Below are 26,221 nucleotides of genomic sequence, written 5' to 3' on the forward strand. Positions count from 1 at the left end.
CGCCTCCTGTTACCTCTCGAAAATCGTGTCGCCGTGCAGCACCGTGCGCACGCAGACCGGCCGGGCCGGCTCGGCGCCGTCGGAGTCCGGCAGCAGCGCCGGCAGCCCGTCCACCAGGCCGGACGGCGTCTCCCAGGCCGCGAACGTCGCCGACGAGCCCGGCTTGAGCACACCCACGCCGCCGACCGCGGCCGCACGCCAGCCACCCCGGCTGCTCGCCGCGAACGCCGACCGCACCGTCATCCGGTAACGCGGGTTGCGCGGGGCGGCGGCCGCCACCACCGTCGCCCACGGGTCCAGCGCCGTCACCGGCGAATCCGAACCGAACGCCAGCGCCACCCCGGTCGCGTGCATCGCCCCGATCGGGTTGGTGGCCATCGCCCGCTCCACGCCGAGTCGCTGCGCGTACATCCGGTCGGTGCCACCCCACAGCGCGTCGAAGACCGGCTGCACCGAGGCGATCACCCCGAACTCCACCATCCGGGCGATCATCGGCTTGTCGATCAGCTCGACGTGCTCGATGCGGTGGTGCCCCTCGCGCAGCCGGTCCACGCCGACGCTCTTGGCGGCGATCGCGAAACCCTCCAGCACGGTCTCGATGGCGGCGTCGCCGATCGCGTGGAAACCGCCCTGGAAACCGACCCGGATGCAGTCCAGCAGATGCCCGGCGACCTGCTCGGCGGTCAGGAACGCCTCACCGCACCCGTGGTCGCCGTCGAGGTACGCGTGCCGCACCGACGCCGTCCGCGAACCGAACGCCCCGTCGGCGTACAGGTCACCGGCCGCGCCGTGCGCACCGAGCTCCCTGGCGCGGTCCGCACCGCCCAGCTCACCCCAGTACCCGAACACCCGCGGCAGGCCCTGGCCGGACAGCGCCAGCACCGACACGAAGTCGTCCTCGCTCGACGTGCCGGGACCGGCGCACTCGTGCACCGCGGCGATACCCTCCGACGCCGCCCGCCGCAGTGCGGTGGTCTGCGCCGTGGTCCGCTGCGCCGCCGTCAGCGAGCCGAGCGCGACGGCGCGTACCGCATGATGGGCCGCCTCCCGCACCCAGCCGGACTCGTCGTAGCCCTCCACCCCCAGGGCCGCCGGCAGCAGCGCCGACGACGCCAGCGCCGAATGCACCGACGCCTGGGTCAGGTACACCCGCCGGCCCTCCGCCGCCCGTTCCAGCTCGGCCGCGGTCGGCGGCGTCTGGTCGGACCACGTCGACTCGTCCCAGCCGTGCCCGTGCACCACTCCGTCGGCCGGGCGCGTCGCCGCGAACGCCGCCACCTTCTCCAGCAGCTCGCCCGGCGACCGCACCGCCGACAGGTCCAGGCCGTCGAACGCCAGACCGGTGTCCGTGACGTGCAGGTGCGCATCCACGAAAGCGGGCGTGACCAGCGCACCGTCCAGATCGACGGTCACGTCGGCGGACGGGGCGTCGGCGGAGTCACCCAGCCAGGCGATCGTGTCGCCGCTGGTGACCATGGCGGTGGCGCGGGGTTCCGCGGCCGAGTAGAACCGGCCGTTGACGTAGCGGACCGAGGGAGTGTTCGTCATGAACGTCAGTCTGCCGCCAGCCGCGCCTCGAACAACGCCCGGACCGAGGGAACCTGCCGCAGCAGGTCCACCGCGAACTCGGCGTGTCCCGGCACGTACCCGTTGCCGATCAGCATCGTCACGTCCGCGGCCAGCCCTTCGGCACCGAGCGCCGCGGCCGGGAAACTCGTCGCCATCGAGAAGAAGATCACGGTGCCGCCCTCGGCGGTCGCCAGGATCGCCCCGTGCTCGCAGCCGGGCACGTCCACGCAGACGACGGTCACGTCGGCAGGCTCCCCGACGGCCCTGCTCACCGCCACCGGATCGCGGGCGTCGGCGATCGCGACCTCGTCCGCCAGCCCGGCTTCGACCAGCGCGTCCCGCTCGGCCTCGTTCACCACGATCGCTGTGGTACGGGCCCCCGCGCGCCGTGCCGCGGCAAGGGTCAGCGATCCGCTCTTCCCGGCACCACCGAGCACCGCCACGGTCGCGCCGGCCGGGTACCTGCGCACGATGCGATCGGTCAGGGCCGGCGCCCCGCACACGTCGTAGACGGCGAGGGCCAGCTCCGGCGGCAGGTCGTCGGGCAGCACGCCGACGATGGAACGCCCGAACAGGATCGCCGTGCCCTCGGCCGGCACCTGCTCACTGAGGCCGTCCCAGCGGGTCAGCCCGTCGGTGATCCGCAGCGGCGTCAGGGTCAGCGACACCAGCGTGGCGACCCGGTCCCCCGGTTTGACGGGCAGCGGCGACTCCGGCCCGACCTCCTCGACCACCCCGATCAGCATGCCGCCGGAACCGGTGACCGGGTTGTGCATCTTGCCGCGCGTCCCGACGATCTCCAGCACCTCGGCCCGGATCGCGTCGCCGTTGCCCGCATGCTTGCCGGCCAGCTGCCGATAGCTGGCGGCGTCGAGGTTGAGCCGCTGCACCCGGATGCGCGTCTCGTCCGGTCCGATCTCCGGCGACGCGTCGAGCTTCCACGCCGCCTGCGGCAGCACGCCGACCGGTTCGAGTACCCGCCGCAACCCCACCATGCTCAAGCTCCTCACGATCTTCAGGCATTAAAAACACTCTCACACAGCAGCCTTCGCCGTAAATCCTGCGTATACATGGTTACTAGACCGGAGATTCTCCGGTAGCTTGATCCGAACCGAACGAGGGAGGAACCGGTGACCGACGACGTGACGGGCCAGCCGTACGAATACCAGCGGCGTGAACTGATCGAGCCCGACTGGACCCGGTTCCCCGGCTGGCGCGACGTGACGGCCCAGCAGTGGCAGTCCGCGCAATGGCAGCGGGTCAACTGCGTCAAGAACATCAAGCAGCTGCGTACGGTCCTCGGCGACCTCGTCGACGAGAGCTTCTACACCGACCTGGAAACCGACCAGCGGCAGCACGCGACGATGTCGATGCTCATCCCGCCCCAGATGATCAACACGATGGTCCCCGGCCGGACCCCGGACACCGCGTCGTTCTACGCCGACCCGATCCGCAACTACATGATCCCGGTCGCCAGTGACCGCCACCCGGACTGGCCGTCCCACCCGCACGCCACCCGCGACTCCCTGCACGAGCACGACATGTGGGTCGCCGAGGGCCTCACCCACCGCTACCCCACCAAGGTCCTCGCCGAGCTGCTCTCCACCTGCCCGCAGTACTGCGGGCACTGCACCCGGATGGACCTGGTCGGCAACAGCACCCCCACGGTCGCCAAACTCAAACTGCTGCAGAAGCCGGTCGACCGCTACGAGGCCCACCTCGCCTACCTCAAGGCCCATCCCGGCGTACGTGACGTCGTCGTCTCCGGTGGCGACGTCGCCAACGTGCCGTGGAAGCAGCTCGAGGCGTACCTCATGGGCCTGCTCTCGGTCCCGACCGTCCGCGACATCCGGCTCGCCACCAAGGCGCTCATGGGGCTCCCCCAGCACTGGCTGCAGGACGACGTCGTGGAAGGCATGCACCGGGTCGCCGTCACCGCCGAACGACGCGGCGTCAACCTGGCCGTGCACACCCACGTCAACCACGTGAACTCACTGACACCGCTGGTCGCGCGCGCCGTGCGTACCCTCCTGGAGGTCGGTGTCCGGGATGTGCGCAACCAGGGTGTGCTGATGCGCGGGGTCAACGCGACCGCCCCCGACCTGCTCGACCTGTGCTTCGCGCTGCAGGGCGAGGCCGGCATCCTGCCGTACTACTTCTACATGTGCGACATGATCCCCAACGCCGAGCACTGGCGCGTCGCCGTCCACGAGGCCCAGCAGCTGCAGCACGACCTGATGGGGTACCTGCCCGGGTACGCGACCCCGCGGATCGTCTGTGACGTGCCGTTCGTCGGCAAGCGCTGGGTGCACATGGTCGCCGAGTACGACCGCGAGCACGGGATCTCGTACTGGACCAAGAACTACCGCACGTCCATCGAGGCGGGCGACAGCGAGGCGCTCTCCAAGCTGTACGCCTACTACGACCCGATCGACACGCTCCCCGGGTCCGGCCAGGACTGGTGGCGCAAGCAGCAGGCCGAGGCCTGACCGTCCCGGCCCGGCGGGTGATATGCGAACGGGAGGGCAGGCGCAGTCGCGCCTGCCCTCCCGTTTCTGACCGCGGTGTCTGCTGCGCGACTAGCGGATGGCGTCGCGAACGTTTCGACCGGCGTCCTTGACGTGCTCGCCCGCCTGCTTGGCGTGCGCGGCCGTCTCCTGCGCCTGACCCTCGGCGAAGAGGCGCTCGTTGTCGGTCGCCTCACCGATGCCCTGCTTCGTCTTGCCGGCCAGTTCCTCGGCCTTGTTCTTGGCCTTGTCGGCGATGCTCATGGGTTTAACCTCCTTGGCCTCTTCGCGGCCGTCGGTCATCGGCTGTCCTGCGCCGTACCCGACGGGCCGCCTCGCTTGCCGTTGATCAACTTATGCCCGCTGTGCGGGCATCTGAAACACGTCACATCCCCTAAAGCATCCTAGGACAATGCCGGTTATGATCGACCGGTGCATGACCTCGGCGGTTCGCCCGGTTCTCACCTCGCCCGGCCGGGTCATGCCCCCTACCCCGCGGGCGCTCTCGGCTGGCTCCTGCCCGTCGGGTCGCCCCGCGTGCTCGACCTCGGCGCCGGAACCGGGCGCCTGACCCGGCAGCTACGGGCCCGCCGGCTCGACGTGGTGGCCGTCGACCCGTCCCCCGCGATGCTCGCCGAACTCCGCCGCACCCGGCCGGAGGTCCCCGCACACCAGGGCGACGCCCATCGGATCCCGCTCCCGGACGCCTCCGCCGACGTCGTCATCGTCGCCGAGGCGTGGTGCTGGGAAGAACCCGACCGGGCCGTGACGGAGATCGCGCGCGTCCTGTCGCCGGGCGGGCGGCTCGGGCTGATCCGCAACGTCCGGGACGACAGCACCGACTGGGTGGCCCGGCTCGGCGACATCATCGGCGGTTCCGGCCCGGCCGGCGGACCACGGCTCGGGCCGGTGGAGCGGGCCGCGTTCCGGTGGGCTCAGACGCTCACGCCCGCCGAACTTATCGGCCTGGCCGGCTCCCGCAGCGGGATGATCCTGCTGCCGGCCGACGAGCGGGCGGCCGTACTCGCCCAGGTCCGGCAGCTGATGGCCACCCATCCGGCGCTGCTCGGCCGGGAGACCTACGAACTGCCGTACGTCACCGAGTGCGTCCGCACCACCCTGACGCCCCGCCGGCCGTGACGGGCGCACGCGCAGCGGCCCGGGGCCGGAAGCGGCCTCAGGTACGGCCGCCGTTCGCGGCCTTGAGCTTCCAGTCGGTCAGGCGGCGGCGATCCGGCAGGGCGATCCGGCCGGTGCACCAGAGCAGGGCCTGAACCGGGTCGCCGGACGGGGCGTCCGGGAACAGACGGGCCAGGACGGCGGCGCACAGGTCCGGTGGCGGGGTCCAGGACAGCCCCAGACCCTGAGCGATGTCCCAGGTGTGCACGAGGATCTCGTTGACGCCCAGGGCCGCGAAACCGGACGGGTCGGTCGGCCCCCAGTGCCAGGCCCGGGCGCCGGGGCCGGCGGTACGCAGCGCGGCGCTCAGCAGGCCGCCGCAGGCGGCGACGATGCGCAGCACCACATCCGGGGCCGTCGCCGGCCGGACCTCCAGATCCAGCGGCAGGTACGCGTCCGGCGCACCCGAGGTCACCTGTGCGGCGTAGGCGAGCAGGTCGTGCGCCACGTGGGCCGCGGTCTCCCGGCAGGTCCAGTCGAGTTCGCCGGCGGGTACGTCCCAGTCGCGGTCCTGGACCGGCACGAGCAGGCGCAGCATCTCCGCCACGGCGGTGTCGAGGTGGTCCGCACTTGTCGATGTCACGTGCCCCATCATGTACGTCATGCCCAAGAAGGTGGACCGGACGGAGCGCCGCACCCGGATCGCCGACGCGCTGATGCGGGTCGCCGCCGAGCAGGGACTGGAAGCGGTCAGTCTGCGGCACGTGGCCGCCGAGGCCGGGGTGTCGGCCGGGATGGTGCAGCACTACTTCCGCACCAAGGACGAGATGATGACGTTCGCGATGGAGGTGGTCCGCGAGCGCAACCAGGTGCGGGTCACCGAGGCGGTCAGCGCGCTGGGGGACGCTCCGCAGCCGCGTGATCTGCTGCGGACGATCATCACGACGCTGCTGCCGCTGGAGGAGGAGAGCCGGGCGGACGGGCGGGTGGCGCTGGCGTTCCTGGCGTACACGGCGGTGCGGCCGTCGGCGTCGGCGGCACTGCGCGACGAGACGGCGCAGCTGACCGGCTTCATCGGGAGCCTGCTGCCCGTACCGGAGAAGGAGGTCGCGGCCCGCGGCCTGCTCGCCCAGATGGAGGGGCTGGGGGTCTATCTGCTCGGTGGGCAGTACACGCCCGGGGAGGCGCGTGCCGCGCTCGAGGCACAGCTGGACCTGATCTTCGGGAGGTAGGTTCGGTCTCGCGGGGTCCGTCGGCGACGTGGGAGAGTGACCGGGTGAAGCAGGCGCAACGGCTCAAGGCTGTCCGGTACGACATTCGCGGGCCGGTGCTGCGCCGCGCACAGGCGCTCGAGGACGCCGGTCACAAGATCATCAAGTTGAACATCGGCAACCCCGCGCCGTGGGGCCTGGGCACACCCGACCCGATCATCGCCGACGTGGTGCACAACCTCGCCAACGCGCAGGGTTACAGCGACGCGCGCGGTATCTACTCGGCGCGGGTGGCGGTCGCCCAGAAGTACCAGGTGCAGGGCGCGACCGATGTCCAGCCCGAGGACGTGATGCTCGGCAACGGCGTCTCCGAGCTGATCGTGATGTGCCTGCAGGCGCTGCTCGACACCGGCGACGAGGTGCTGGTGCCGAGCCCCGACTATCCGCTCTGGACCGGTGCGGTGTCGCTGTGCGGCGGCCGGGCCGTGCACTACCGCTGCGACGAGAGCAACGGCTGGCAGCCCGACCTCGAGCATCTCGCCGCCCGGATCGGCCCGAACACCCGCGCGCTGGTGATCATCAACCCGAACAACCCGACCGGGGCCGTCTACTCCCGGGAGATCCTGGAGGGCATGCTCGACCTGGCGAGGCGGCACGGGCTGCTGGTCTTCACCGACGAGATCTACGACCAGATCGTGTACGACGGCGCGGTGCACCACACCGCGGCGGCGCTCGCCCCGGACGTACCGATGATCAGCATGGGTGGCCTGTCGAAGACGCACCGGGCGGCCGGTTTCCGCTCCGGCTGGCTGGCGATCACCGGCTTCGACGGGCGTGACACCGACTACCTCGAGGGCCTGCAGCTGCTGGCCAACATGCGCCTGTGCCCGAACGTGCCGGCTCAGCACGCGATCCAGACCGCGCTCGGCGGCTACCAGAGCATCAACGCGCTCATCGCCCCCGGCGGCCGCCTCTACGAGCAGCGCGAACACGCCTGGCGGGCCCTGACCACGATCCCCGGCGTGGACTGCGTGAAGCCGGAGGGCGCGCTCTACCTGTTCGCCCGCCTGGACCCGGCCGTCCACAAGGTCCGCGACGACGAGCGGCTGATCATCGACCTGCTGGAGCAGAAACACCTGCTGCTCTCGCACGGGACCGGCTTCAACATCGACACCACCGATCATGTACGGCTGGTCTTCCTCGCCCCGGTCGACGTGCTGAACGACGCGGTCAGCCGGTTCCGCTCCTTCCTGGCCCACTACCGCCAGTAGACGACCCCGTCCGGGCCGCGGGTCAGGTGGCCGTGCGGCCGCCGTCCACCGTGATCGTCGTTCCGTGCAGGTAGTCGGCGTCCGGCCCGGCCAGGTACAGCGCGGCCGCGGCGACCTCCTCGGGGCGCGCGGGACGCCCGGCCGGCACCGCCGCGGTCATCGCGAGCATGCCGTCGCGCATGCCGGCCATGCCGAAGCTGTCGGTCGGTCCCGGCGCGACGGCGTTGACGTTGACGCCGTGCGGGCCGAACTCGGCTGCCCACGCCCTGGTCAGCAGTTCCAGCCCGGCCTTGGTGGCGCCGTACGCCGCGGTGACCGGTGTGCCGACGTACGCCCCGATCGTCGTGATGTTGACGATCTTGCCGTGACCGCGCGCCACCATGCCCGGTGCCAGCGCCGCGGTGAGGAAGAACGGCACCCGCAGGTTGATGTCGACGGCCGCGTCGAAGGTTTCCGGGTCGGTGCCGGGCGTGGACCGGAACGGGTAGACGCCCGCGTTGTGCACCAGGATGTCCGGCTCGGGCATCGCCGTGACGACGCGGTCCACGGCGTCCGGGTGGCGCAGGTCGGTGAGCACCGCGCGGGCGTCGCCGCCGGCCGCCTTGATGCCGTCGACCACCTCACCGGCCCGGCCGGCGTCGCGGCCGACCACCAGCACGGACGCTCCGTGCGCGGCGAACACCTCGGCGATCGCCCGTCCGATGCCGGCTGTCGCGCCGGTGACGATCGCGGTCCGTCCGTCGAGTCGAGTTCCCATGACTGCCTCCCCTATTGGACTGTTCAGTCCAGAACTTAGCGGAACTTGGACCATCCAGTCCAGTTCGTTAGACTGCCCTCGTGCAGAACACCCCGCGGACGGCGCGCGGCCGTGACAGCCGGGACCGGATCGTCGCCGCCGCGGCGGAGCTGATGGCGACCGGCGGCGTGGAGGGAACCAGCATCGACGCCGTGCTGGCGGCGGCCGGGGCGAGCAAGAGCCAGCTCTACCACTACTTCACCGACCGGCAGGGGCTGATCCGCGCGGTCATCGCCCACCAGACCGAGGTCGTCGTCGACGCACAGTCGGCGCGCCTCGCCCGGGTCGGCACGTGGCCGGAGCTCCGGCGCTGGCTCGAGGAGATCGTCGAGTTCCAGCAGGACCACGAGTGCCGCGTCGGCTGCCCGATCGGCTCGATCGCCGCCGAGGTAGCCGGTCACGACGACGACGCCCGGCACGACCTGGCCGTCTCGTTCGGCCGGTGGCGTGACGATCTCGCCGCCGTCTTCCGGCGGATGCGCGACAGCGGGGAGGTGCACGCCGGCGCGGACCCTGATCAGCTGGCGATCACCACGCTCGCCACGGTGCAGGGTGCGCTGCTGCTCGGCAAGGTGCACCGGACCGCCGAGCCGTTGCGGGTCACGCTGGACACGCTGCATCGCTGGCTACGGGCGGAGGCCGCGCCACCGCACGAGAACGACCGGTGACGGCCGTCCGCCACCGCCTCCCCTGCCTCGGCCGGATCCGGCCCCATCACCGGGGGCATCGTCCTCACCACTGACGAAGCATCGACGGCCGGCGCTACCGTGCCGGGATGAGCAGGATCGCACGGCCGCGGGGCGGCATGGATCGAGGAGCGGCACCGTCCCACGGTGGTGCTCGAGGGAAGCGGCACCTTCGTGGCCGGCGATGCCGGGCCGCTGGACCTGCCGGCCCCGGCATCCACGGAAGGTCTGCGCCAGGACTTCCTGGAGAAGGAGAGCGCCCGGTGGTTCGCCGTCGTGGACGGGCGCGGGACGGGGACACCAGCCTGCTGGTCGTGGTCTGTGACGACACCCCGCCCGCCTACCTGTCGCGTCTGCGCCGGGAGGAGATCCCCTACCTGATCGCCGGGACGGAGCGCGTCGACCTCACGCGGGCGCTCTCCAGGATGGGCGACCTGCTCGGCGCGCGCTGTGTGGTCTCGCACGCGGGCGGTGGGCTGAACGGCGCGCTGCTGCGCGCCGGGTCCGCGCCGGTCCGGCTGAGAACCGTGGACGTCACCGTGGGCGAGCACGGCACCGTGTGGAGCCGGTACGAGGTCAGTGGGTGAGCCGATCGACGGCCTCGTCGAGGCGGGCGCGGACCCAGTCCAGGTGGCCGGGGTCGGTCATCGCCCGGTACTCGGTCTCGACGACCATGATCAGTGCCAGGTAGAGGCCGTACAGGCGGCGTCTGACCTGCTCGGACGGGGTGAGCTGCGGGTGGCCGTACCCGCGCATGAAGGCCGTTGGATCGCCGAAGGCGGGCAGCTCTGCGGCGGTGAACCCGGCCTCGATCAGCGGGTCGCCCCAGAACGCGCGCTCGTGGTCGATGATCGCGACGATCCGGCCGTCGCGCACCATGGCGTTGTTGTCCCAAAGGTCCCACTCGACGAAGCGCGGCTCGGTCACCTCGTCGAGGCTGCCGGCGTGGCTCTCGATCAGCCCGCGGAGCACGGCGAAGGAACGGCCCAGGTCGACACCGCGGCGTTCACCGTCGTCGAGGGCGCTTCCGATCATGGACGTGAAGACTGTTCGCCAGCTCGCCGAACCCGGTCCGGTCAGCGGGCCGAAAGCGGTGCCGCGGATGGTGTTCAGCTCGGCCGTGGCGGCGCCCAGCTGCTCCTGGTAGGACTCGCGCTCCGCCGGGGTCAGGGCGTCGCGGAGCATGCCGAGGTTGTCGCCGTCGACGAACGGCATGGCGAACCAGTCGGCGTCGCACAACTCGCGGCTGCGGTCGGCGAAGTCGACCGCCGGGACCGGCACGGTCGTGTGCTCGCGGATCAGCCGCAGCGCGGCCAGCTCGGTGGCCATCGCGCCGCGCTCGTAGGTCATCACCTCGACGCCCGGCGGCGGGGCGATCTTCAGGACGACGGGAGCGCCGGAGCGCAGCCGGATCTTGTACGCCACGTTGAACCAGCCGTGGCCGAGTTCGCTGCACCAGTCGCCGTCCTGGCCGGGCACCTGATCGGGGCCGTAGGCGCGCTGGATCATCGCCCGCAGGGTCTCCGGGGTCTGCCGGTTCTTCGTCAGGGATTCCATCAGGCAGCGACGTCAGGCGATGCGGGGCGGGCGGTTCTCGTACGGCGTGGACAGCACCACGGTGGTCCGGGTGGTGACGTTCGCGGCGGTACGGATGTCCTGCAGTAGCCGTTCCAGGTCGGCGGGACTCTTCACCCGTACCAGAAGCATGTAGAAGTCCTCGCCGGCCACCGAATAGCAGGAGTCGATCTCGGACAGGTGGGCCAGACGGTCCGGGGCGTCGTCGGGCTGGGACGGGTCGAACGGGCGGATCGCCACGAACGCCGTCAGCGGCAGGTCCAGGGCCTCGTAGGAGACCCTGGCCGTGTAGCCGTTGATCACACCACGCTGTTCGAGCCGGCGGACCCGCTGGTGCACGGCGGAGACGCTGAGGCCCACCCGCTCGGCCAGGTCGGTGTACGACAACCGGCCGTCCGCGGTCAGGGCCGAGATGATCGCCCGGTCGATCTCTTCCACGGCGTCACCCTACCGACCGGCATGACTCACCCCGTCATCGACCGGGCGATGACCAGACGCTGGATCTGGTTGGTGCCCTCGACGATCTGCAGCACCTTCGCCTCCCGGAACCAGCGCTCGACCGGGTGGTCGGAGACGTAACCGGCGCCACCGAGGACCTGCACCGCGTCGGTGGTGACCTTCATGGCCACGTCGGTGGCGAACAGTTTGGCCTTGGCCGCCTCGATCGAGAACGGCCGGCCGGCGTCCTTGAGGCGGGCCGCCGACAGCAGCAGCGCGCGGGCCGCGGACACCTGGGTGGCCATGTCGGCGAGCATGAACCCGATGCCCTGGAAGGACCCGATCGGCTTGCCGAACTGCTCCCGCTCCTTCGCGTAGCCGGTCGCGTAGTCGACGGCGGCCTGAGCCAGCCCGACGGCGCACGCCGCGATGCCGAGCCGCCCGGAGTCGAGCGCCTTCATGGCGATGGCGAAGCCCTCGTTCTCGTTGCCGACCAGTCGCTCGCGCGGGACGCGGGCGCCGTCGAGCACGAGCGCGGCGGGCGCCGACGAGCGCAGGCCCATCAGCTTCTCGGGCGTCTGCGGCAGCAGTCCGGCGGTGTCGGCGTCGACGAGCAGGCAGGAGATACCGCGGGCGCCGGGACCGCCGGTGCGGCAGAAGATGTTGTAGAAGTCGGCGCGGCCGCTGTGCGTGATCCAGGCCTTGGTGCCGGTCACCACGTAGTCGTCGCCGTCGGCCACCGCGCGGGTGGCGAGGGCGGCCGCGTCACTGCCGCCCTGCGGTTCGGAGAGGGCGTACGCCCCGAGCAGTTCACCGCCGAGCATCTCCGGCAGCATGGCCCGCTGCTTGCCGGTGCCGAACGCGGCGACCGGGAAACAGGACAGGGTGTGCACGCTGACCGCCTCGGCGATGCCCAGCCACGTCCCCGCCAGGATCTCCAGGACCTGCACATAGACCTCGTACGGCTGCGCCGCGCCGCCGTCGGCCTCGTCGTAGGGCAGCCCGAGCAGGCCGGAACGTCCCAGCGTGCGCAGCACCTCGCGGGGGAACTCGCCGCGCGCCTCGAAGTCGTCGACCTTGCCGGCGAGCTCGCGGGTGGCGATCTCGGTGGTGAGGTCGAGCAGGTCGTGCGCTTCAGGGGTGGGAAGCATGCGATCCACGGTCATACCGGCAGCTTAACGCCCGTTAACCGCTGGGGGTGACCAGCCCGGTCTCGTAGGCGACCACCACCGCCTGGGCCCGGTCGCGCAGATCCAGCTTCGAGAAGATCCGGGCCACGTGCGTCTTCACGGTCGCCTCGCTGAGGGTGAGCGAGGCGGCCAGCTCGGCGTTCGACAGGCCGCGCCCGAGCAGGCTCAGCACCTCCCGCTCGCGTGGTGTCAGCGCGGACAGGTCGCGGTGCACGGCCGGGGTCCCGCCGTCGCCGGCGAACCGCTGCACCAGCCGGCGGGTGATCGACGGGGCGAGCAGCGCGTCCCCGGTGCCGACCAGCCGCACGGCGGCCGCCAGGTGGTCGGCGGTCACGTCCTTGAGCAGGAAGCCGCTGGCCCCGGCGGCGAGCGCGGCGTAGACGTACCGGTCGAGGTCGAAGGTGGTCAGCATCAGGATGCGGCAGCGCTTGGTCCGGGCCAGGATCTGCCGGGCCGCCTCGATGCCGTCCATGCCGGGCATCCGGATGTCCATCAGGATCACGTCGGGGCGCAGCCGGCGTTCGGCCTCGACCGCGGCCGCGCCGTCGCCGGCCTCCCCGGCGACCTCGATGCCGCGGGCCGTCAGGATCAGCCGGAATCCGGTCCGGATCAGTTCCTGGTCGTCGACGATCAGGACGCGCGGACCGGTCATGACGCATCAAGCGGCAGGCGGGCCCGCACCCGGTAGCCGCCGCCGAGACGGCGGCGGGCGTCCAGGTCGCCGCCGTACACGGCGATCCGCTCACGCAGGCCGGTCAGTCCGCGGCCGGCGCCGTCACCGGCCGGGGGCGGGGCACCGCCGGTGAGCACGCTCGGGCCGGTGGTCAGCACCTCCACCCGCAGGGCGTGAGCGGCGTACCGGATGGTGACCTCCGCCTTGCCTCCGGTGCCGTGCTTGAGCGCGTTGGTGAGCGCCTCCTGCACGATGCGGTAGGCCGTGACGTCGATGCCGGCCGGCAGCGGGCGCGGCTCGCCGGACACCCGCACCTCGACCGGCAGGCCGGCGAACGCGATCCGGTCGACGAGCGGGGTGAGGCGTGCCAGCGTGGGCTGCGGCGCGAGATCACTGTTGCCGTCGGCGCCGCCGGCGTCCGGTGCGAGCAGGCCCAGCAGGTGCCGCAGTTCGGTCATGGTGTCGCGTCCGGCACGTTCCACCGCCGCGAGCGCCGCAGCCGCCTCCTCGGGCATGGTGGCCAGGACCTCCCGGGCCGCGCCCGCCTGGACGATCATGACGCTGACGTTGTGACTGACGATGTCGTGCAGTTCGCGGGCGATCCGGGCGCGTTCCTCGCCGACGGCCGCGTGCGCCGCCGCTTCGCGTTCGCGTTCCAGCAGCCAGCCGCGTTCGCCGAGCGCCCGCTCGTGGCGTTGCCGGGCCCGGCGCAGCGCGATCGCCAGCGCCACGACGGCCGCGCAGGCCGGTACGAGCACGCCGCCCAGCGCGAGCGCCACCGTCTCCATGCCGGACACCCTGTCACGGCCGCGCACGGACCCGCATCAACCCGGGGTGGGCACCGCCTACATCCCCGGGATGACGCCGCCGCCGGTTTGGATCCGGCGGCGGATGCCCTCCCCGGCGGGTGGTCCGTAGCGTCGCCTCCCATGACGACAGAGACGGTGGTCCGGCTCGATGAGGTGCGCAAGGAGTACGGCGGGACGGCCGCACTGGACGGGGTCTCCCTGACGATCCGGCGGGGCGAGGCGGTCGCCGTGATGGGGCCGTCCGGCTGCGGCAAGTCGACGCTGCTCAACATGATCGCCGGTCTGGACCGGCCGACCGCCGGCGAGGTGAACGTGCACGGCGAGCGCCTGGACCTGATGACCGAGACGAGGCTGGCCCTGTTCCGCCGGCACCACCTCGGCATGATCTTCCAGTTCTTCAACCTGCTCGACGATCTGTCCGCGCTGGACAATGTGGCCCTGGCCGCCCAGCTGACCGGGTCGTCGGCGGCCGTCGCCCGGCGCCGCGCGCTGGAACTCTTCGACGAGCTGGGCATCGCCGGCCGGCGTGACGTCTACCCGGCCGCGCTGTCCGGCGGCGAACGTCAGCGGGTCGCGGTGGCCCGGGCGCTGATGAACCGGCCCGCCCTGCTGCTGGCCGACGAACCGACCGGCGCACTCGACAGCAGGGCCGGTGAGCAGGTGATGGACCTGCTGATCGACCTCAACCAGATCGGGCAGACGCTGCTGATCGTCACCCACGACGAACGGCTCGCGCACCGCTGCGCCAACCGTCTGGTGGAGCTCGCCGACGGCCGGATCGCGGCCGAGTCCGCACTGGACCGGGTATGAGCGCCGTGTGGGCGGCCGCACGCGCCGCGGTGCGCCGGCGCCGGCTGCAGACGTTCGTGATCGGGCTGGTGGCACTGTTCTGCACGGCCACCGTGGTGGTGTCGCTGGCCCTGCTGGACGCCATGTCGGCACCGTTCGACCGGGCTTTCGCGCAGCAACGCGGGGCACACGCGGTCGCCGCGTACGACCCGGCGAGCGTGACGGACGCACAGCTCACCGCGGCACGTGACGGCGTGGCCGCGGCTGCCGGCCCGTTCGCGCAGGCGACCGTGGAGGCGGCCGGCACGGCCGGGCCGATGTTCCAGGGGCCGCTGACCCTGGTCGGCCGGGCGGATCCGGGCGGTGAGGTCGACCGGCTCGACCTGTGGCGCGGCCGGTGGGCGTCGGCACCGGGAGAGATCGTGCTGGCGGCCGTCCCGGAGGACGAGGCCACCTTCGCGATGGGGCCGCTGGGTGACGTCGCCACGATCACCGTGGACGGGTCGGCGCTGACCGTGGTCGGGTGGGCGTACAGCGTGAGCGCGACCGCCGACGGCTGGGTGACACCGGAACAGGCGGTGGCGCTGAAACCGTCCGCCACCCAGATGCTCTACCGGTTCGCCGGCGACGTGCCGACCAGGGAGGCGGTCCAGCAGCGGCTGACCGGGGTGACCACGGGGCTCCCCGGCGGGGCGCTGCTCGCCGCCCAGCCGTACCAGGTGGTCAAGGAGGAGGCCGCCGAGACGGCCGGGATCTACCTGCCGTTCCTCGGCACGTTCGGGATCCTCGGGCTGCTGGTGGCGGTGATCATCGTGGGCAACGTGGTGAGCGGCGCGGTGATCTCCGGGTTCCGGCACATCGGGGTGCTCAAGTCGATCGGATTCACCCCGCGCCAGGTGGTCGCCGTCTACCTCACCATGGTCACCGTCCCGGCGTCCGCCGGCGCGGTGCTCGGCACGGCGCTCGGCGTCCTGGGCGCGAACCCGCTGCTGAACGAGACGTTCCAGGGGATGGGCTACGGCCGGGACACCGGCGTGCAGCCGTGGGTGTGGACGGCCGGGCTGCTGGGCGTGCCCGCGCTGGTGCTGCTGGCCGCGCTGCTTCCGGCCTCCCGGGCCCACCGGCTCTCCGCCGCCGCGGCGATCAGCGCGGGCAGCGCGCCGCGACGCGGTCGCGGTCTGCGCGTGCAACGAGCCCTGAGCGGTACGCGACTCCCGCGCCCGGTCAGTCTCGGGCTGGGCCTGCCGTTCGCCCGGCCCGGCCGGACGGTGCTGACCCTGGCGTCGCTGCTGCTCGGCGTGACCACGGTGACGTTCACGGCCGGCCTGGCCGCCTCGCTGTCCGAGGTGTCCCGGATCGGCGCGGAGGCCGGTGGGGACGTCGGCGTCCGGCCGGAACGGCTCGATCGGCTCGGCGGCGAACGCACCACCTCGGCCCGTACCGACCAGGAGGTCGAGGCGTTGCTGCGCGGCACGCCGGGCGCCGTGCGGGTCGGCGCCTCGCGTGGCCGCACCGTGCCGGCCCTGGGGCAGAGCGAACCGGTGCACGTCAACTTCATCCGCGGCGACACGGCGGCCATGGGTTATCAGAAGCAGCTGCTGCGGGGCCGCTGGCTGGCCGGCGCCGATGAGGTGGTGGCCTCGGCCGAGCTGCTCAACAAGCGAGGGCTCACGGTCGGCGACACGCTCACCCTGGAGATCGCCGGGGCCCGGACGACGGTGACCATCGTCGGCGAGACCGTGCAGAGCCTGCCCGGCCCGGGCGCCGGCCTGTTCGCGGCCTGGCGTGACCTCGGCGAGGGCGACCCGTTCGAGTTCTACTACCAGGTGGAGCTGGCCGGGGGCGCGGACATCGAGGGCTACATGGCGGCGTTGCGTGCGGCCGATCCGGGGCTGACGGTCTGGGACAACAGCGAAACCACGGACGTCGCGGTGGTGGTGACCGGCTTCTCCACCGTGCTGGCCGTGCTGCTGGCCGCGGTCGCCGCGCTCGGCGTCCTCAACACGGTCGCGCTGAACGTCCAGGATCGCCGCCGTGATCTGGGCATGCTGAAGTCGGTCGGGATGACCCCGCGCCAGGTGATCGCCATGCTGATCACGTCGATGGCGGCGCTCGGCGTGATCGGCGGACTGGTCGGCATCCCGATCGGGATGGCCGCGCACCGGGTGGTGGTGCCGCTCGCCGCGGACGCCGCCAAGATCACCATGCCGGGCTACGTCTTCCAGGTCTGGGAGCCGGCGACGCTGCTCCTGATGCTTCTCAGTGGCGTGCTGATCGCGATCGTGGGCGCGCTGTTGCCGGCTCGGTCGGCGGCCCGGCTGAGCATCGCGCGGGCCCTGCACAACGAGTGACCCGCTCCGCGGGCCGGTGCCGCCCTCGCCGACACCGGCCCGCGCGGACGGCGTCCGCGCGGGCCGGGAGATTAGGGTGGGGCGGTGAACCGACCACTGTTGGCCGTTGACGCCCCCAGCCTCTACTTCCGTGCGTTCCACGGGATCCCGGAGAAGGCGGCGCAGACCGCAGCCGGCGAACCGGTCAACGCGATCCGCGGGTTCCTCGACATGCTCGCCCAGCTGATCCGTACCCGTCGGCCGGACCGGCTGGTCTGCGCGCTGGACGCGGACTGGCGACCGGCGTGGCGGGTCGAGCTCGTGCCGTCGTACAAGAAGCACCGGGTTGCCCACGGTGATGTCGAGGAGGTGCCGTCGTCGCTCGAACGGCAGGTGCCGATCCTGCTGGAGACCCTCGCCGCGATCGGGATCCCGGCGTTCGGGGTGAAGGATTACGAGGCCGACGACGTGCTCGGCACCCTCGCCGTGGGGCAGCCCTCGCCGGTCGAGGTGGTCTCCGGGGATCGTGACCTGTTCCAGCTGGTCGACGACGCCCGCGGGACGCGGCTGCTCTACTGCGGGCGCGGCGTGGCGAAGCTCGAGGACGCCGACGAGGCCCTGGTGATGGCCAAGTACGGGGTCGAGGCCCGCTGGTACGCGGACTTCGCGGCGATGCGCGGCGACCCGAGCGACGGCCTGCCGGGGGTGGCCGGCGTCGGCGAGAAGACCGCGGCGCGGCTGATCGAACGGTACGGCGGCGTCGAACGGATCGTGGCCGCGCTCGACGACCCCGACGCCGGTTTCGCGCCGGGCGTACGGGCGAAACTGGCCGCCTCCCGCGAGTACCTGGCGAAGGCACTGCCGGTCTGCAAGGTCGCCACCGACGTGCCGCTGCCGGACTTCGACCCGGCGCTGCCGAAGGCGCCCCGCGACCCGGACGCGCTGCTCGCGCTCGCCGAACGATGGAACCTGGCCGGTTCGGCGCGCCGCCTGGTGGACGCCCTGGCCGGCTGACAGGTTGCCGTCCGGGTGCGGGCGGCGGCGGGCTCTCAGGTCGGGTGGCACGGCTCCGATACGGCGGGGCGGCAAGTCCGCCACCCGACGAACGGAGTACGCATTGTCGACGCGAATGGCTCGCGCGTGCTTCGGCGCCTGGACGCTGGTCCTCACCGGCGTCTACTACGCCTTCCCGGACGGTCACCTGTACAGCTGGGCGGCGCTCGGCTACTCGTGTGCGATCGCGGTACTGGTGGGCGTCCGGATGCACCAGCCGCGGCGGAAGCTGCCGTGGTACCTGATCAGCCTCTCGATCGCCTGTTTCACGACCGGCGACAGCGCCTACAACCTGATTCTCGCGCTCGGCCGCGAACCGTCCTTCCCGGGCGTGGCCGACTTCTTTTATCTGATCTTCTACCCGCTCCTGACAGCCGGCCTGCTGATGCTGCTCCGGGCCCGCAACGGCGGGGACGCGAACCGGGCGGCGCTGCTGGACGCCCTGGTGCCGACGGTCGGCCTGGGCCTGCTGGCCTGGGTGTACTGGATCGCGCCGTTCGCCCGCGCCGATCACCTCTCGCTGCTGGAGAAGGTCGTCTCGATCGGCTACCCGCTCGGTGACGTGCTCGTGCTCGCGGTCATCCTGCGGATGTTCACCGGCTCCGGCAAACGGATGGACTCGGTGGCCACCATCGGCGTCGCCGTGGTCGGCCTGCTGGTGTCTGACATCTTCTTCGGCCAGTCGCAGCTGAACAGCGCCTGGGCGCCGGGCGGGCCGGTCGATCTGGGCTGGATCGTCTTTTACTCGGCGATCGGCTACTCCGCCCTGCGCCCGTCGATGCGGTCGCTGTCCGAGCCGATCGAGCGCCCCGACCCGGGCATGGGCAGCCACCGGCTGTTCTGGCTAAGCACGGCCGCGCTGATCGCCCCGGCGGTGCTGGCGGTGGAGTACCTGCATGGTCACGAGGCCGAGCTCGCCCGCGACGGGGTGGTCGACGCTCCGATCATCGCGGCCGCCGCGGCGGCGATGTTCCTGCTCGTCCTGGCGCGGGTCGCGGACCTGGCACGCGCCCAGCGGCAGGCCGGCAGCCGGGAAAGGGCCCTGCGCGAGGCCGGGACGCTGCTGTTCGCGGCGGCGAGCGAAGGCGACGTGACGCGGGCGGTCCGTGAGGCCATCGCCACCCTGATGCCCGCCGACCAGCCGTACCACCTGCAGTTCCTGCCTCCGGTGCGGGCTGTCGCCGGCGAGCCGCGGGTTCATCTGGTGGCCGCCGCCGACCTGCCGGAGGGCTTCGCCTGCGGTGGCTTCAAGAACCTGGCGTACGCCACGCAGCCGCTGGCCGGCGGCCGGACCGGCCGGATGGTGATCGGGGCGCCCGACCCGGTGCTGCACCTGCTGCTGCCGGCGTTCGAGACGCTCGCCTCGCAGATCGCCGTGGTGCTGGAGCGGATCTCGCTGACCGCCGAGGTGAGCCGCCGGGAGGGCGAGGCCTGGTTCCGGACGCTGATCCAGAGCGCGGCCGACGTCATCCTGATCCTGGACGCCAACGGCACCATCCGGTACGCGACGCCGTCGGCCGAGGCGCTGTTCGGCGCGGACCCGACCGGCGACCCGCTGTCCGCGCTGATCGCCGAGCATTCGCAGAGCACACTGCGGGAGATCATGTTCCGGGTGCGGTCCGGCGTCGGCGACCTCGACGACATCGAGCTGACCGCGGTACGGGCCGGTGGCCGTACCGTCGAGATCGAGTGCGATCTGCGCGACCTGCGCAACGATCCGACGGTGGCCGGGCTGGTGGTGACCCTGCGGGACGTGACCGAACGGCGCGGCCTGGAGAAGGACCTCACCCACCAGGCGTTCCACGACGCGCTGACCGGGCTCGCCAACCGGGTGCTCTTCCGTGACCGGCTGGAGCAGGCGTTCTGCGTGGCCGAGCGCGACGGCGCGACCCTCGGTGTGCTCTTCGTCGACCTGGACGACTTCAAGGAGGTCAACGACACCCTCGGGCACGCGGCCGGTGACCAGCTGCTGCTGGCCGTCGCGGAGCGGATCTCGGCGAGCACGGGAACGGGCAGCACGGCGGCCCGCATGGGTGGTGACGAGTTCGCGGTCCTGGTCGAGCAGAGCGACTCGGTGGACGCGGCCGAGCAGATGGCGGCCCGGCTGCTGGAGGCTCTGGCCGTACCGGTGGAGGTGTCCGACGGCCACGGCGGTACGCAGGTGGTCAGCGCCCAGTGCAGCGTCGGCGTCGCCACCAACCGCGACGCGGACACCGCCACCGAGCTCCTGCGGCACGCCGACCTGGCGCTCTACCTGGCCAAGGGCAACGGCAAGGGTGGCTGGCAGCGTTACCAGAACGACCTGCACACCGCGATGATGCAGCGGCTGGAGATGCGTACCGCCCTGCACGAGGCGATCGAGGAGGAACAGTTCGTGCTCCAGTTCCAGCCGATCGTCGAACTGGTCGACCAGAAGATCACCGGCGTGGAGGCGCTGGTTCGCTGGCAGCACCCGGCTCGCGGACTGCTCGGGCCGTTCCACTTCGTGGAGGCGGCCGAGGAGAGCGGCGCGATCGTCGGGATCGGCACGTGGGTGCTGCGGGAGGCGCTGCGGCAGTTCTCGCAGTGGAAGACCGAGAACCCGGACACCACGCTGCGGTACGTGAGCGTGAACGTGTCGGCGCGGCAGTTCCGGACGGCGGACTTCGCCGACCGGGTACGTGAGGCGCTCGCCGCGACCGGCGCACGCCCGGAGTGGCTGCTGCTGGAGATCACCGAGAGCCTGGTGCTCAAGGACGCCGACAAGGTGCTGGCGGATCTGAAGGCGCTGCGGGCCCTGGGTGTGCGGATCGCGATCGACGATTTCGGTACGGGATACTCGTCGCTGAGCTACTTGCGGCAGATGCCGGTGGACGTGCTGAAACTGGACAAGTCGTTCATCGACGACATCCTGCACAGCCGTCAGCAGCACGCGCTCGTCGACGCGATCGTCACCCTGTCGCACAATCTGGACCTCGCCGTCGTCGCCGAGGGCATCGAGGAACCTGGTCAGCGGGCCGCGCTGGACGCCATGGGTTGCCAGTACGGACAGGGCTACCACTTCGCCAAGCCGCTGTGGCCGGCCGAGATCCCGGGCCTGGCCGCCGAGTACCAGGAGCACCCGGCCATGCAGCGAGCCTGACGGGTGGTTAGACGGATATCTGCTGGCGCGACGGCCCGGCAGAGGGCAGGGTCGGGGGTGTGCTTAACAACCCCGTGTGGGCCGCCCTCTCCGGGCCGCAGGCGTGTTTCGCCGAGGCCGCGGGCAACGCCGCCCGATTCCTGCCCGAAATAGCCCCGTTCGCCGCGCTGAGCGACCCGGCCGACCCCGCCGCCTGGCGCGACCTGGCCACGATCACCGATCACGCCGTACTCACCGGCCCCTCGATCACCCCGCACGCCGGGTGGGAGCAGGTCACGGTGACGTCCGGCGTCCAGATGATCGGCCAGAGCATGTCCGGCGTCGAGGACCCGGAAGCGGTCGTCCTCACCGAGAAGGACGTGCCCGAGATGCTCGACCTGGTTGCCCGCGCCCAGCCCGGCCCGTTCCTGAAGAGGACCATCGACCTGGGCCGCTACCTCGGCATCCGGGACGGCGACGGCCGGCTGATCGCGATGGCCGGCGAGCGGTTCCGGATGCCCGGCTGGACCGAGGTGAGCGCCGTCTGCACCGACCCGGAGTTCCGCGGCAAGGGCCTCGGTGCCCGGCTCACGCTCGCCGTCGCGGCCGGCATCCTGGCCCGTGGCGAGCTGCCGTTCCTGCACACCGTGCACGACAACGAGAACGCGATCCGCCTGTACGGACGCCTCGGCTTCACCCACAGCGCCGACGTAATCTTCGCCTCATACCGCCTGAACTGACCAGCTGCGCACCACCGCTGTCTCAGCAACGCTGAGACAGCGGTGAGGGCCAGCCGGAATTCCGCCGCCGGCTGGTGACCGTCGCATTCGCCCGGCGGTCGCGCTGTCGGCCCGGACCCGCGCCTGCGTCGCGGGTGCGAGGCCGTTACTTTCGTGGCCCGTACCCGAAACGGGGTCAGAGCTGGCCGTGGTTCGGCGGCAACTGATCCGCGAGGTCGTAGGCGGCGATGTGGGCGTACTTCCAGTCCATCGGGTCGTGGACGCTGTGGGTGCGGGCGTTGCGCCAATGCCGGTCGAGGTCGTACTTGGCGGCCGCCGAACTTGTCCCGCAGAGGGTGAACAGCTCCGAGCCGGCCTCCAGCGCCACTTCGCTGCCGAACGCCTTCGCGGCCGCCACCGCGAGTGAGCCCCGCGCCGCGGCCTCGGCGTCGGCCGGGATCAGGCCCACCTCCTCGAGGGTACGAGCGGCCGACTCCAGCAGCGCCTCAGCGGCACGGACCCGCGTGGCCAGACGCCCGTACCGGTGCCGCACATGCGGGTCGTCGGTGGCGGCCGTGGCGCCGTGCCGGACCGCCTCGGTCGACGGCCGCGCCTTCTCCCGCAGGTAGGAACGCGCGTCGCGCAGCGCCGCACCGGCGATGCCGACCTCGATCGCCGCGTGCACGAGCTGGGCCCGCGCGCCGAGCTGCTGCGGTACCTCGTAGGCGCCGGCGTAGTCGATCCGCAGTCCCGCCTCGACCGGAACCTGCCGGAACGTCGCCGTACCGCTGATCGTCGCCCGCTGGCCGATCATGTCCCAGTCGGTGTCGACCTCGACTCCCCCGGCGTCGCGCGCTACGAGCGCGAGAACCATCCGGCCGTTCTCGTCGAGTGCGCTCACGGCGATCCAGGCGCTGGTCAGCGCCCCCGTGGTGTAGTACTTGACGCCGTCGAGCCGCCCGTCGGTGATCCGGGTCCGCAGGTCCTGGGCGTGCTTGCCGCCCCGCTCGGCCAGCGCGTTGCCGACCCGCCGGCCGGCCAGCACGTCACCGTAGATCCGCTTGCGGGCCTCGGCACCGCCGTGCACCGCCAGCACGTCGACCATGAGGAAGTGGGCCTGCGGGACCTGCGCGATCGACGGGTCCGCCGCGGCCACCATCCGTGTCACCTCGGCCAGCGTGCGCGGACCGAGACCGGGACCGCCGTCGGCGGCCGGCACGGTGATGCCGAGCAGGCCGGAGGCGTCGAGGGCGGCGAGCGCCTCGTGCGGGACGGTGCCGGCCCCGTCCCGGTCGCGCTGGATCGCGCCGGGGATCAGGAGGTCGGCGAGCTGGCTGGCGGCGGTGACCGCCTCGGCATGGGTCTGGGGTACGGCCATCACCAGATCCTATGGACCGCCGTCCCTCAAGTGACGGCAACCCGGACCGATCTGCACCGGCGTCCAGCCCGGCGGAGGAGGCAGCGTGCACACTGCGAGTCGACGGATGCCGCGGTGGCTCCGCCGCACGACCCGCGGGCTGTCACCGGTCCACCTGGCGCTCGGCGCGCTGTACCTGGCGGTGCTCGTGCTCTCCGGGGTCAACCTGGTCACCGGGCTGTCCTGGTACGAGCCGGCCGCCGGACTGGGCCGGTTCGCGTTCGGCGTGTGCGGCCTGGTCGCGGCGGTGCGCGCGGCCCGGACGGCGAAGCTGCCGCCCCGGCTGCGGCAGGTGTGGGCCGCGGTCGCCGCCGGCTTCTCGGTGCCCGTGGTGACCGTCCCGCTGCTGATGATCCTCGAGTCCGGCGAAACGTCCCACTGGGACGACGCCGCACATGTGGTGTTCGTGGCCGCGCTGATCATCGCCCTGCTGCGGTTCCCGCTGACACCCACCACCCGCCGGGAACGGCTCAGGACGGCCGTCGACGCGCTGACCGTGACGGCCGGTGCCGCCGTGGTGCTCTGGTACACCACGGCCGGCCCGCTCCTGGAGTTGTCCGAGCCCTCCGCCGGCCTGCTGGTCAGCGCCGTCGCCCACCCGCTCGCCGGCCTGCTGCTGCTGTTCAGCGCGGTCCGGGCGCTGCTGCGCGGCGCCGGCGAGCCGGCCCAACGGCCGCTGTGGCTGCTCACCGCCGGAAGCCTCGTCCTGTTCGCCGGCGACGCGGTGCACGGCTACCTGAACGGTCCCGAGGCCGCCGGGACTCCGGCCTCCTGGCAGTTCGTCTGCCGGCTCACCGCGGACGCGCTGATCATGGCCGCCGCCGTGACGCAGAGCCGGGCGGCGGCCGGCGCGGCCGGCACCGAACCGCGGCACGGGTTCGGTTCCGGGCGTTGCCTGCCGTTCCTCTTCGTCGCCGTGGCCTATCTGCTGATGCTGGCGCAGGCCTGGAGCGAGCAGCGGTTCTTCCCCTGGGGCGGGTTCGCGCTGGGCGGTGCGATGCTCACCGTACTCGTGGTGTACCGGCAGATCCTGGTGCAACGGGAGAGCGACGAGCGTGCGCTGCGCGACGGACTCACCGGGCTCGGCAACCGCACCCGGTTTCGGCAGGTCTCCCATCTGGCGATCAGCCGCGGCGTGCGGACCGGCCGCCACATGGCGATCCTGGTCATCGACATGAACGGGTTCAAGGAGATCAACGACAGTCTCGGGCACCGGACCGGGGACCGGGTGCTGGCCGAGTTCGCCGAGGTGCTGCGACGCTGCGTGCCGGAGCACGGCGTGCCGGTCAGGCTGGGCGGCGACGAGTTCGCGGTGGTACTGCCCGAGATCAGAAACCCCGGGGAGGCGTACGAGGTCGCGGGGCGCATCGCGGCGTCGCTCGGGCCGGTAGCGGTCGACGGCCGCCTCGTCACGCTGGCCGCCGGCATCGGGGTGGCCGTGGCCGCATCCGGCGAGCTCGGCCACGACGAGATCGTGCACCGCGCCGGCCTGGCCATGTACAAGGCCAAGTCTCTCGGGCCGCAGACCCGCTGGGCGATCTGGCAGGAGTCCCTGGAATCGTCCGCGGACGGCGACCTGGCTGCGGCGGCCTGATCGCGGACGACCACCGGTACGGCCCGCGCTGACAGATTTCTGCCAGATCGATCCGGTGCGATGAGCGCATGAAGCGTGCATTGGCACTGATCATGGCCGCCGTACTGACGCCGCTCGCGGTTCCGGCCGCCGCCGCGGCTGCCCCGGCCGGCAACTCCGTCATAACCTGGAACCTCAACGCCCAGACCGCGATCTGGGATGTCGCCCGCGAGAACCCGTGGGTGCAGAGCCGCAGCTTCGCCATGGTGCAGGGTGCCGTCTACGACGCGGTCAACGCGATCGCCGGGAAGCCGTACGAGCCGTTCATCACCGCTCCCCGGGCCACCGGCCACGAATCCACCGACGCCGCCGTCGCCACCGCCGCCCATCGGGTCCTCACCGCGCTGTACCCGGCCCAGACCGACCGCCTCCGGACCCAGTACGACGAGTATCTGGCCGGGATCCCGGACGGCCGTGCCGAACGCGGCGGTGTCGCGGTCGGTGAACAGACCGCCGCCGCCATGCTCGCCTCCCGTGCCGGCGACGGGGCCTTCGGCGTCGAGGCGTTCCCGGTCTCCACCGAACCCGGCCGGTGGCGCCCCACCCCGCCCACCTTCGCCAACTCCGGCGCCTGGTCCGCCGACCTGCGGGCGTTCGTCCTGCCCCGTAACGACATGTTCCGCACCGCTGGGCCGCCCGCTCTCACCAGCGCCGCCTACACCCGCGATCTCAACGAGGTGAAGGCGGTCGGCGGGGCCGCGAGCACCGTGCGCACCGCCGACCAGACCGACGCGGCCCGGTGGTGGCACGACCGCAAGCTCGGCCTGTGGGAGATCAACCGGCAGCTCGCCGTCACGCAGCGTCTCAGCGTCGTCCAGTCGGCCCGCCTCCTCGCGATGGTGAACGTCGCGGCGTCGGACGCCAACACCGCCTGCTTCAACGAGAAACGCCACTGGGGCTTCTGGCGCCCGGTCACCGCGGTTCAGCTCGCCGACACCGACGGCAACCCGGACACCACGGCCGATCCGTCGTGGATGCCGCTGCTGATCACGCCGGGCAGCCCCGACCACACGTCCGGCCACGCCTGCACCACCGGCTCCAACATGGTGATCCTGCGGATGTTCTTCGGCCGCGACGACATCGCGTTCCACGCCACCAGCGAGGCCACCGGCACCACCCGCCACTTCGCCGGCTTCTCGAGTGCCCTCGAGGAACTGATCAACGCCCGCGTGTGGGGTGGCGTCCACTTCCGCTCCGCCGATACCGCCGGGGCCGTGGTCGGCGCGAGAACAAGCGTCTACCTCTACCTGCACGAGTTCCGCCGCCGCTGAACCGCGTGGTGACCTGCGGTTTGTATCGGGGCGCAGGTCACCACAGAGGGGCGGCCGAGCTGTTC

At 72.0% G+C, this 26,221-nt stretch carries 24 protein-coding genes; 13 read left to right on the forward strand and 11 right to left on the reverse strand.

What is annotated here, in order from left to right; translation table 11 throughout:
• Nucleotides 1–9 precede the first annotated feature (9 nt).
• Both AB0G04_RS21905 and AB0G04_RS21910 read right to left on the reverse strand, forming a co-directional pair.
• Nucleotides 10–1,548 carry an amidohydrolase family protein gene (locus AB0G04_RS21905; RefSeq protein WP_360985503.1) on the reverse strand — a complete coding sequence of 513 codons (1,539 nt, stop codon included), beginning with the start codon at nucleotides 1,546–1,548 and terminating at the stop codon, nucleotides 10–12.
• 5 nt (nucleotides 1,549–1,553) lie between these two features.
• Nucleotides 1,554–2,561: an L-erythro-3,5-diaminohexanoate dehydrogenase gene (locus tag AB0G04_RS21910; protein WP_360986027.1), complete on the reverse strand. Its 1,008-nt coding sequence runs from the start codon at nucleotides 2,559–2,561 to the stop codon at nucleotides 1,554–1,556.
• Nucleotides 2,562–2,699: 138 nt separating this feature from the next.
• Here AB0G04_RS21910 and AB0G04_RS21915 point away from each other — a divergent pair, with 138 nt between their 5' ends.
• Nucleotides 2,700–4,058, forward strand: a complete 1,359-nt coding sequence (locus AB0G04_RS21915; RefSeq protein WP_360985506.1) for a lysine 2,3-aminomutase — start codon at nucleotides 2,700–2,702, stop codon at nucleotides 4,056–4,058.
• Between the two features lie 90 nt (nucleotides 4,059–4,148).
• On the opposite strand, the gene AB0G04_RS21920 is transcribed toward AB0G04_RS21915, so the two are convergent.
• Nucleotides 4,149–4,340 carry a CsbD family protein gene (locus AB0G04_RS21920; protein WP_360986030.1) on the reverse strand — a complete coding sequence of 64 codons (192 nt, stop codon included), beginning with the start codon at nucleotides 4,338–4,340 and terminating at the stop codon, nucleotides 4,149–4,151.
• A gap of 168 nt (nucleotides 4,341–4,508) precedes the next feature.
• Here AB0G04_RS21920 and AB0G04_RS21925 point away from each other — a divergent pair, with 168 nt between their 5' ends.
• Nucleotides 4,509–5,216 (forward strand): class I SAM-dependent methyltransferase, encoded by a 708-nt coding sequence (locus AB0G04_RS21925; protein ID WP_360985509.1) that lies wholly within the window; start codon nucleotides 4,509–4,511, stop codon nucleotides 5,214–5,216.
• Nucleotides 5,217–5,253: 37 nt separating this feature from the next.
• Here AB0G04_RS21925 and AB0G04_RS21930 read toward each other — a convergent pair whose 3' ends face one another.
• Nucleotides 5,254–5,859 (reverse strand): maleylpyruvate isomerase N-terminal domain-containing protein, encoded by a 606-nt coding sequence (locus AB0G04_RS21930; RefSeq protein ID WP_360985512.1) that lies wholly within the window; start codon nucleotides 5,857–5,859, stop codon nucleotides 5,254–5,256.
• Between AB0G04_RS21930 and AB0G04_RS21935 the strand changes: the two genes are divergently transcribed.
• Nucleotides 5,858–6,427: a TetR/AcrR family transcriptional regulator gene (locus tag AB0G04_RS21935; protein ID WP_360985515.1), complete on the forward strand. Its 570-nt coding sequence runs from the start codon at nucleotides 5,858–5,860 to the stop codon at nucleotides 6,425–6,427. The two genes, AB0G04_RS21930 and AB0G04_RS21935, sit on opposite strands and share 2 nt — an antisense overlap.
• A gap of 44 nt (nucleotides 6,428–6,471) precedes the next feature.
• Nucleotides 6,472–7,677 carry a pyridoxal phosphate-dependent aminotransferase gene (locus tag AB0G04_RS21940; protein WP_360985518.1) on the forward strand — a complete coding sequence of 402 codons (1,206 nt, stop codon included), beginning with the start codon at nucleotides 6,472–6,474 and terminating at the stop codon, nucleotides 7,675–7,677.
• A gap of 22 nt (nucleotides 7,678–7,699) precedes the next feature.
• Here the strand turns inward: AB0G04_RS21940 and AB0G04_RS21945 are convergent, their stop codons facing one another.
• The gene (locus AB0G04_RS21945) at nucleotides 7,700–8,434 is read right to left on the reverse strand and encodes an SDR family NAD(P)-dependent oxidoreductase (protein WP_360985521.1); all 735 of its coding nucleotides are present in this window, start codon (nucleotides 8,432–8,434) and stop codon (nucleotides 7,700–7,702) included.
• Nucleotides 8,435–8,514: 80 nt separating this feature from the next.
• Here AB0G04_RS21945 and AB0G04_RS21950 point away from each other — a divergent pair, with 80 nt between their 5' ends.
• On the forward strand, nucleotides 8,515–9,141 hold the full coding sequence (locus AB0G04_RS21950; protein WP_360985524.1) for a TetR/AcrR family transcriptional regulator: 627 nt from the start codon (nucleotides 8,515–8,517) through the stop codon (nucleotides 9,139–9,141).
• Nucleotides 9,142–9,422: 281 nt separating this feature from the next.
• Nucleotides 9,423–9,746 carry a hypothetical protein gene (locus AB0G04_RS21955; protein ID WP_360985526.1) on the forward strand — a complete coding sequence of 108 codons (324 nt, stop codon included), beginning with the start codon at nucleotides 9,423–9,425 and terminating at the stop codon, nucleotides 9,744–9,746.
• Here AB0G04_RS21955 and AB0G04_RS21960 read toward each other — a convergent pair.
• The 5 genes from AB0G04_RS21960 to AB0G04_RS21980 are packed head-to-tail and all read right to left on the reverse strand — an operon-like array spanning nucleotide 9,736 to nucleotide 13,823.
• Entirely contained in the window at nucleotides 9,736–10,716 is a 981-nt protein-coding gene (locus AB0G04_RS21960) for a phosphotransferase (RefSeq protein WP_360985529.1), read from the reverse strand. The two genes, AB0G04_RS21955 and AB0G04_RS21960, sit on opposite strands and share 11 nt — an antisense overlap.
• Before the next feature lie 12 nt (nucleotides 10,717–10,728).
• The gene (locus AB0G04_RS21965) at nucleotides 10,729–11,172 is read right to left on the reverse strand and encodes an Lrp/AsnC family transcriptional regulator (RefSeq protein WP_360985532.1); all 444 of its coding nucleotides are present in this window, start codon (nucleotides 11,170–11,172) and stop codon (nucleotides 10,729–10,731) included.
• A 26-nt stretch (nucleotides 11,173–11,198) separates the two neighbouring features.
• Nucleotides 11,199–12,338, reverse strand: coding sequence for an acyl-CoA dehydrogenase family protein (locus tag AB0G04_RS21970; protein ID WP_360985535.1), 1,140 nt, complete (start codon nucleotides 12,336–12,338; stop codon nucleotides 11,199–11,201).
• Between the two features lie 19 nt (nucleotides 12,339–12,357).
• Nucleotides 12,358–13,014 (reverse strand): response regulator transcription factor, encoded by a 657-nt coding sequence (locus AB0G04_RS21975; RefSeq protein WP_360985538.1) that lies wholly within the window; start codon nucleotides 13,012–13,014, stop codon nucleotides 12,358–12,360.
• Nucleotides 13,011–13,823 carry a histidine kinase gene (locus AB0G04_RS21980; RefSeq protein ID WP_360985541.1) on the reverse strand — a complete coding sequence of 271 codons (813 nt, stop codon included), beginning with the start codon at nucleotides 13,821–13,823 and terminating at the stop codon, nucleotides 13,011–13,013. The genes AB0G04_RS21975 and AB0G04_RS21980 overlap by 4 nt, the downstream gene beginning before the upstream one ends.
• A gap of 141 nt (nucleotides 13,824–13,964) precedes the next feature.
• Between AB0G04_RS21980 and AB0G04_RS21985 the strand changes: the two genes are divergently transcribed.
• The 5 genes from AB0G04_RS21985 to AB0G04_RS22005 all read left to right on the forward strand — a co-directional run bounded on the left by AB0G04_RS21985 (nucleotide 13,965) and on the right by AB0G04_RS22005 (nucleotide 21,856).
• Nucleotides 13,965–14,654: an ABC transporter ATP-binding protein gene (locus tag AB0G04_RS21985; protein WP_360985544.1), complete on the forward strand. Its 690-nt coding sequence runs from the start codon at nucleotides 13,965–13,967 to the stop codon at nucleotides 14,652–14,654.
• Nucleotides 14,651–16,984, forward strand: coding sequence for an ABC transporter permease (locus AB0G04_RS21990; protein ID WP_360985547.1), 2,334 nt, complete (start codon nucleotides 14,651–14,653; stop codon nucleotides 16,982–16,984). The genes AB0G04_RS21985 and AB0G04_RS21990 overlap by 4 nt, the downstream gene beginning before the upstream one ends.
• Before the next feature lie 84 nt (nucleotides 16,985–17,068).
• A complete protein-coding gene (locus AB0G04_RS21995) occupies nucleotides 17,069–17,977 on the forward strand; it encodes a 5'-3' exonuclease (protein ID WP_360985550.1) in 909 nt (302 codons plus the stop codon).
• A 115-nt stretch (nucleotides 17,978–18,092) separates the two neighbouring features.
• Nucleotides 18,093–21,137: an EAL domain-containing protein gene (locus tag AB0G04_RS22000; protein ID WP_360985553.1), complete on the forward strand. Its 3,045-nt coding sequence runs from the start codon at nucleotides 18,093–18,095 to the stop codon at nucleotides 21,135–21,137.
• Between the two features lie 59 nt (nucleotides 21,138–21,196).
• The gene (locus AB0G04_RS22005; protein WP_360985556.1) at nucleotides 21,197–21,856 is read left to right on the forward strand and encodes a GNAT family N-acetyltransferase; all 660 of its coding nucleotides are present in this window, start codon (nucleotides 21,197–21,199) and stop codon (nucleotides 21,854–21,856) included.
• Between the two features lie 175 nt (nucleotides 21,857–22,031).
• On the opposite strand, the gene AB0G04_RS22010 is transcribed toward AB0G04_RS22005, so the two are convergent.
• The gene (locus AB0G04_RS22010; protein WP_360985559.1) at nucleotides 22,032–23,213 is read right to left on the reverse strand and encodes an acyl-CoA dehydrogenase family protein; all 1,182 of its coding nucleotides are present in this window, start codon (nucleotides 23,211–23,213) and stop codon (nucleotides 22,032–22,034) included.
• Between the two features lie 85 nt (nucleotides 23,214–23,298).
• Here AB0G04_RS22010 and AB0G04_RS22015 point away from each other — a divergent pair, with 85 nt between their 5' ends.
• Nucleotides 23,299–24,846, forward strand: coding sequence for a GGDEF domain-containing protein (locus AB0G04_RS22015; RefSeq protein WP_360985562.1), 1,548 nt, complete (start codon nucleotides 23,299–23,301; stop codon nucleotides 24,844–24,846).
• 68 nt (nucleotides 24,847–24,914) lie between these two features.
• Complete coding sequence (locus tag AB0G04_RS22020) at nucleotides 24,915–26,156, forward strand: phosphatase PAP2 family protein (RefSeq protein WP_360985565.1); 1,242 nt, start codon at nucleotides 24,915–24,917, stop codon at nucleotides 26,154–26,156.
• Nucleotides 26,157–26,221: the final 65 nt, after the last annotated feature.

It is taken from the genome of Actinoplanes sp. NPDC023801 (assembly GCF_040639655.1).
Lineage (GTDB): Bacteria > Actinomycetota > Actinomycetes > Mycobacteriales > Micromonosporaceae > Actinoplanes.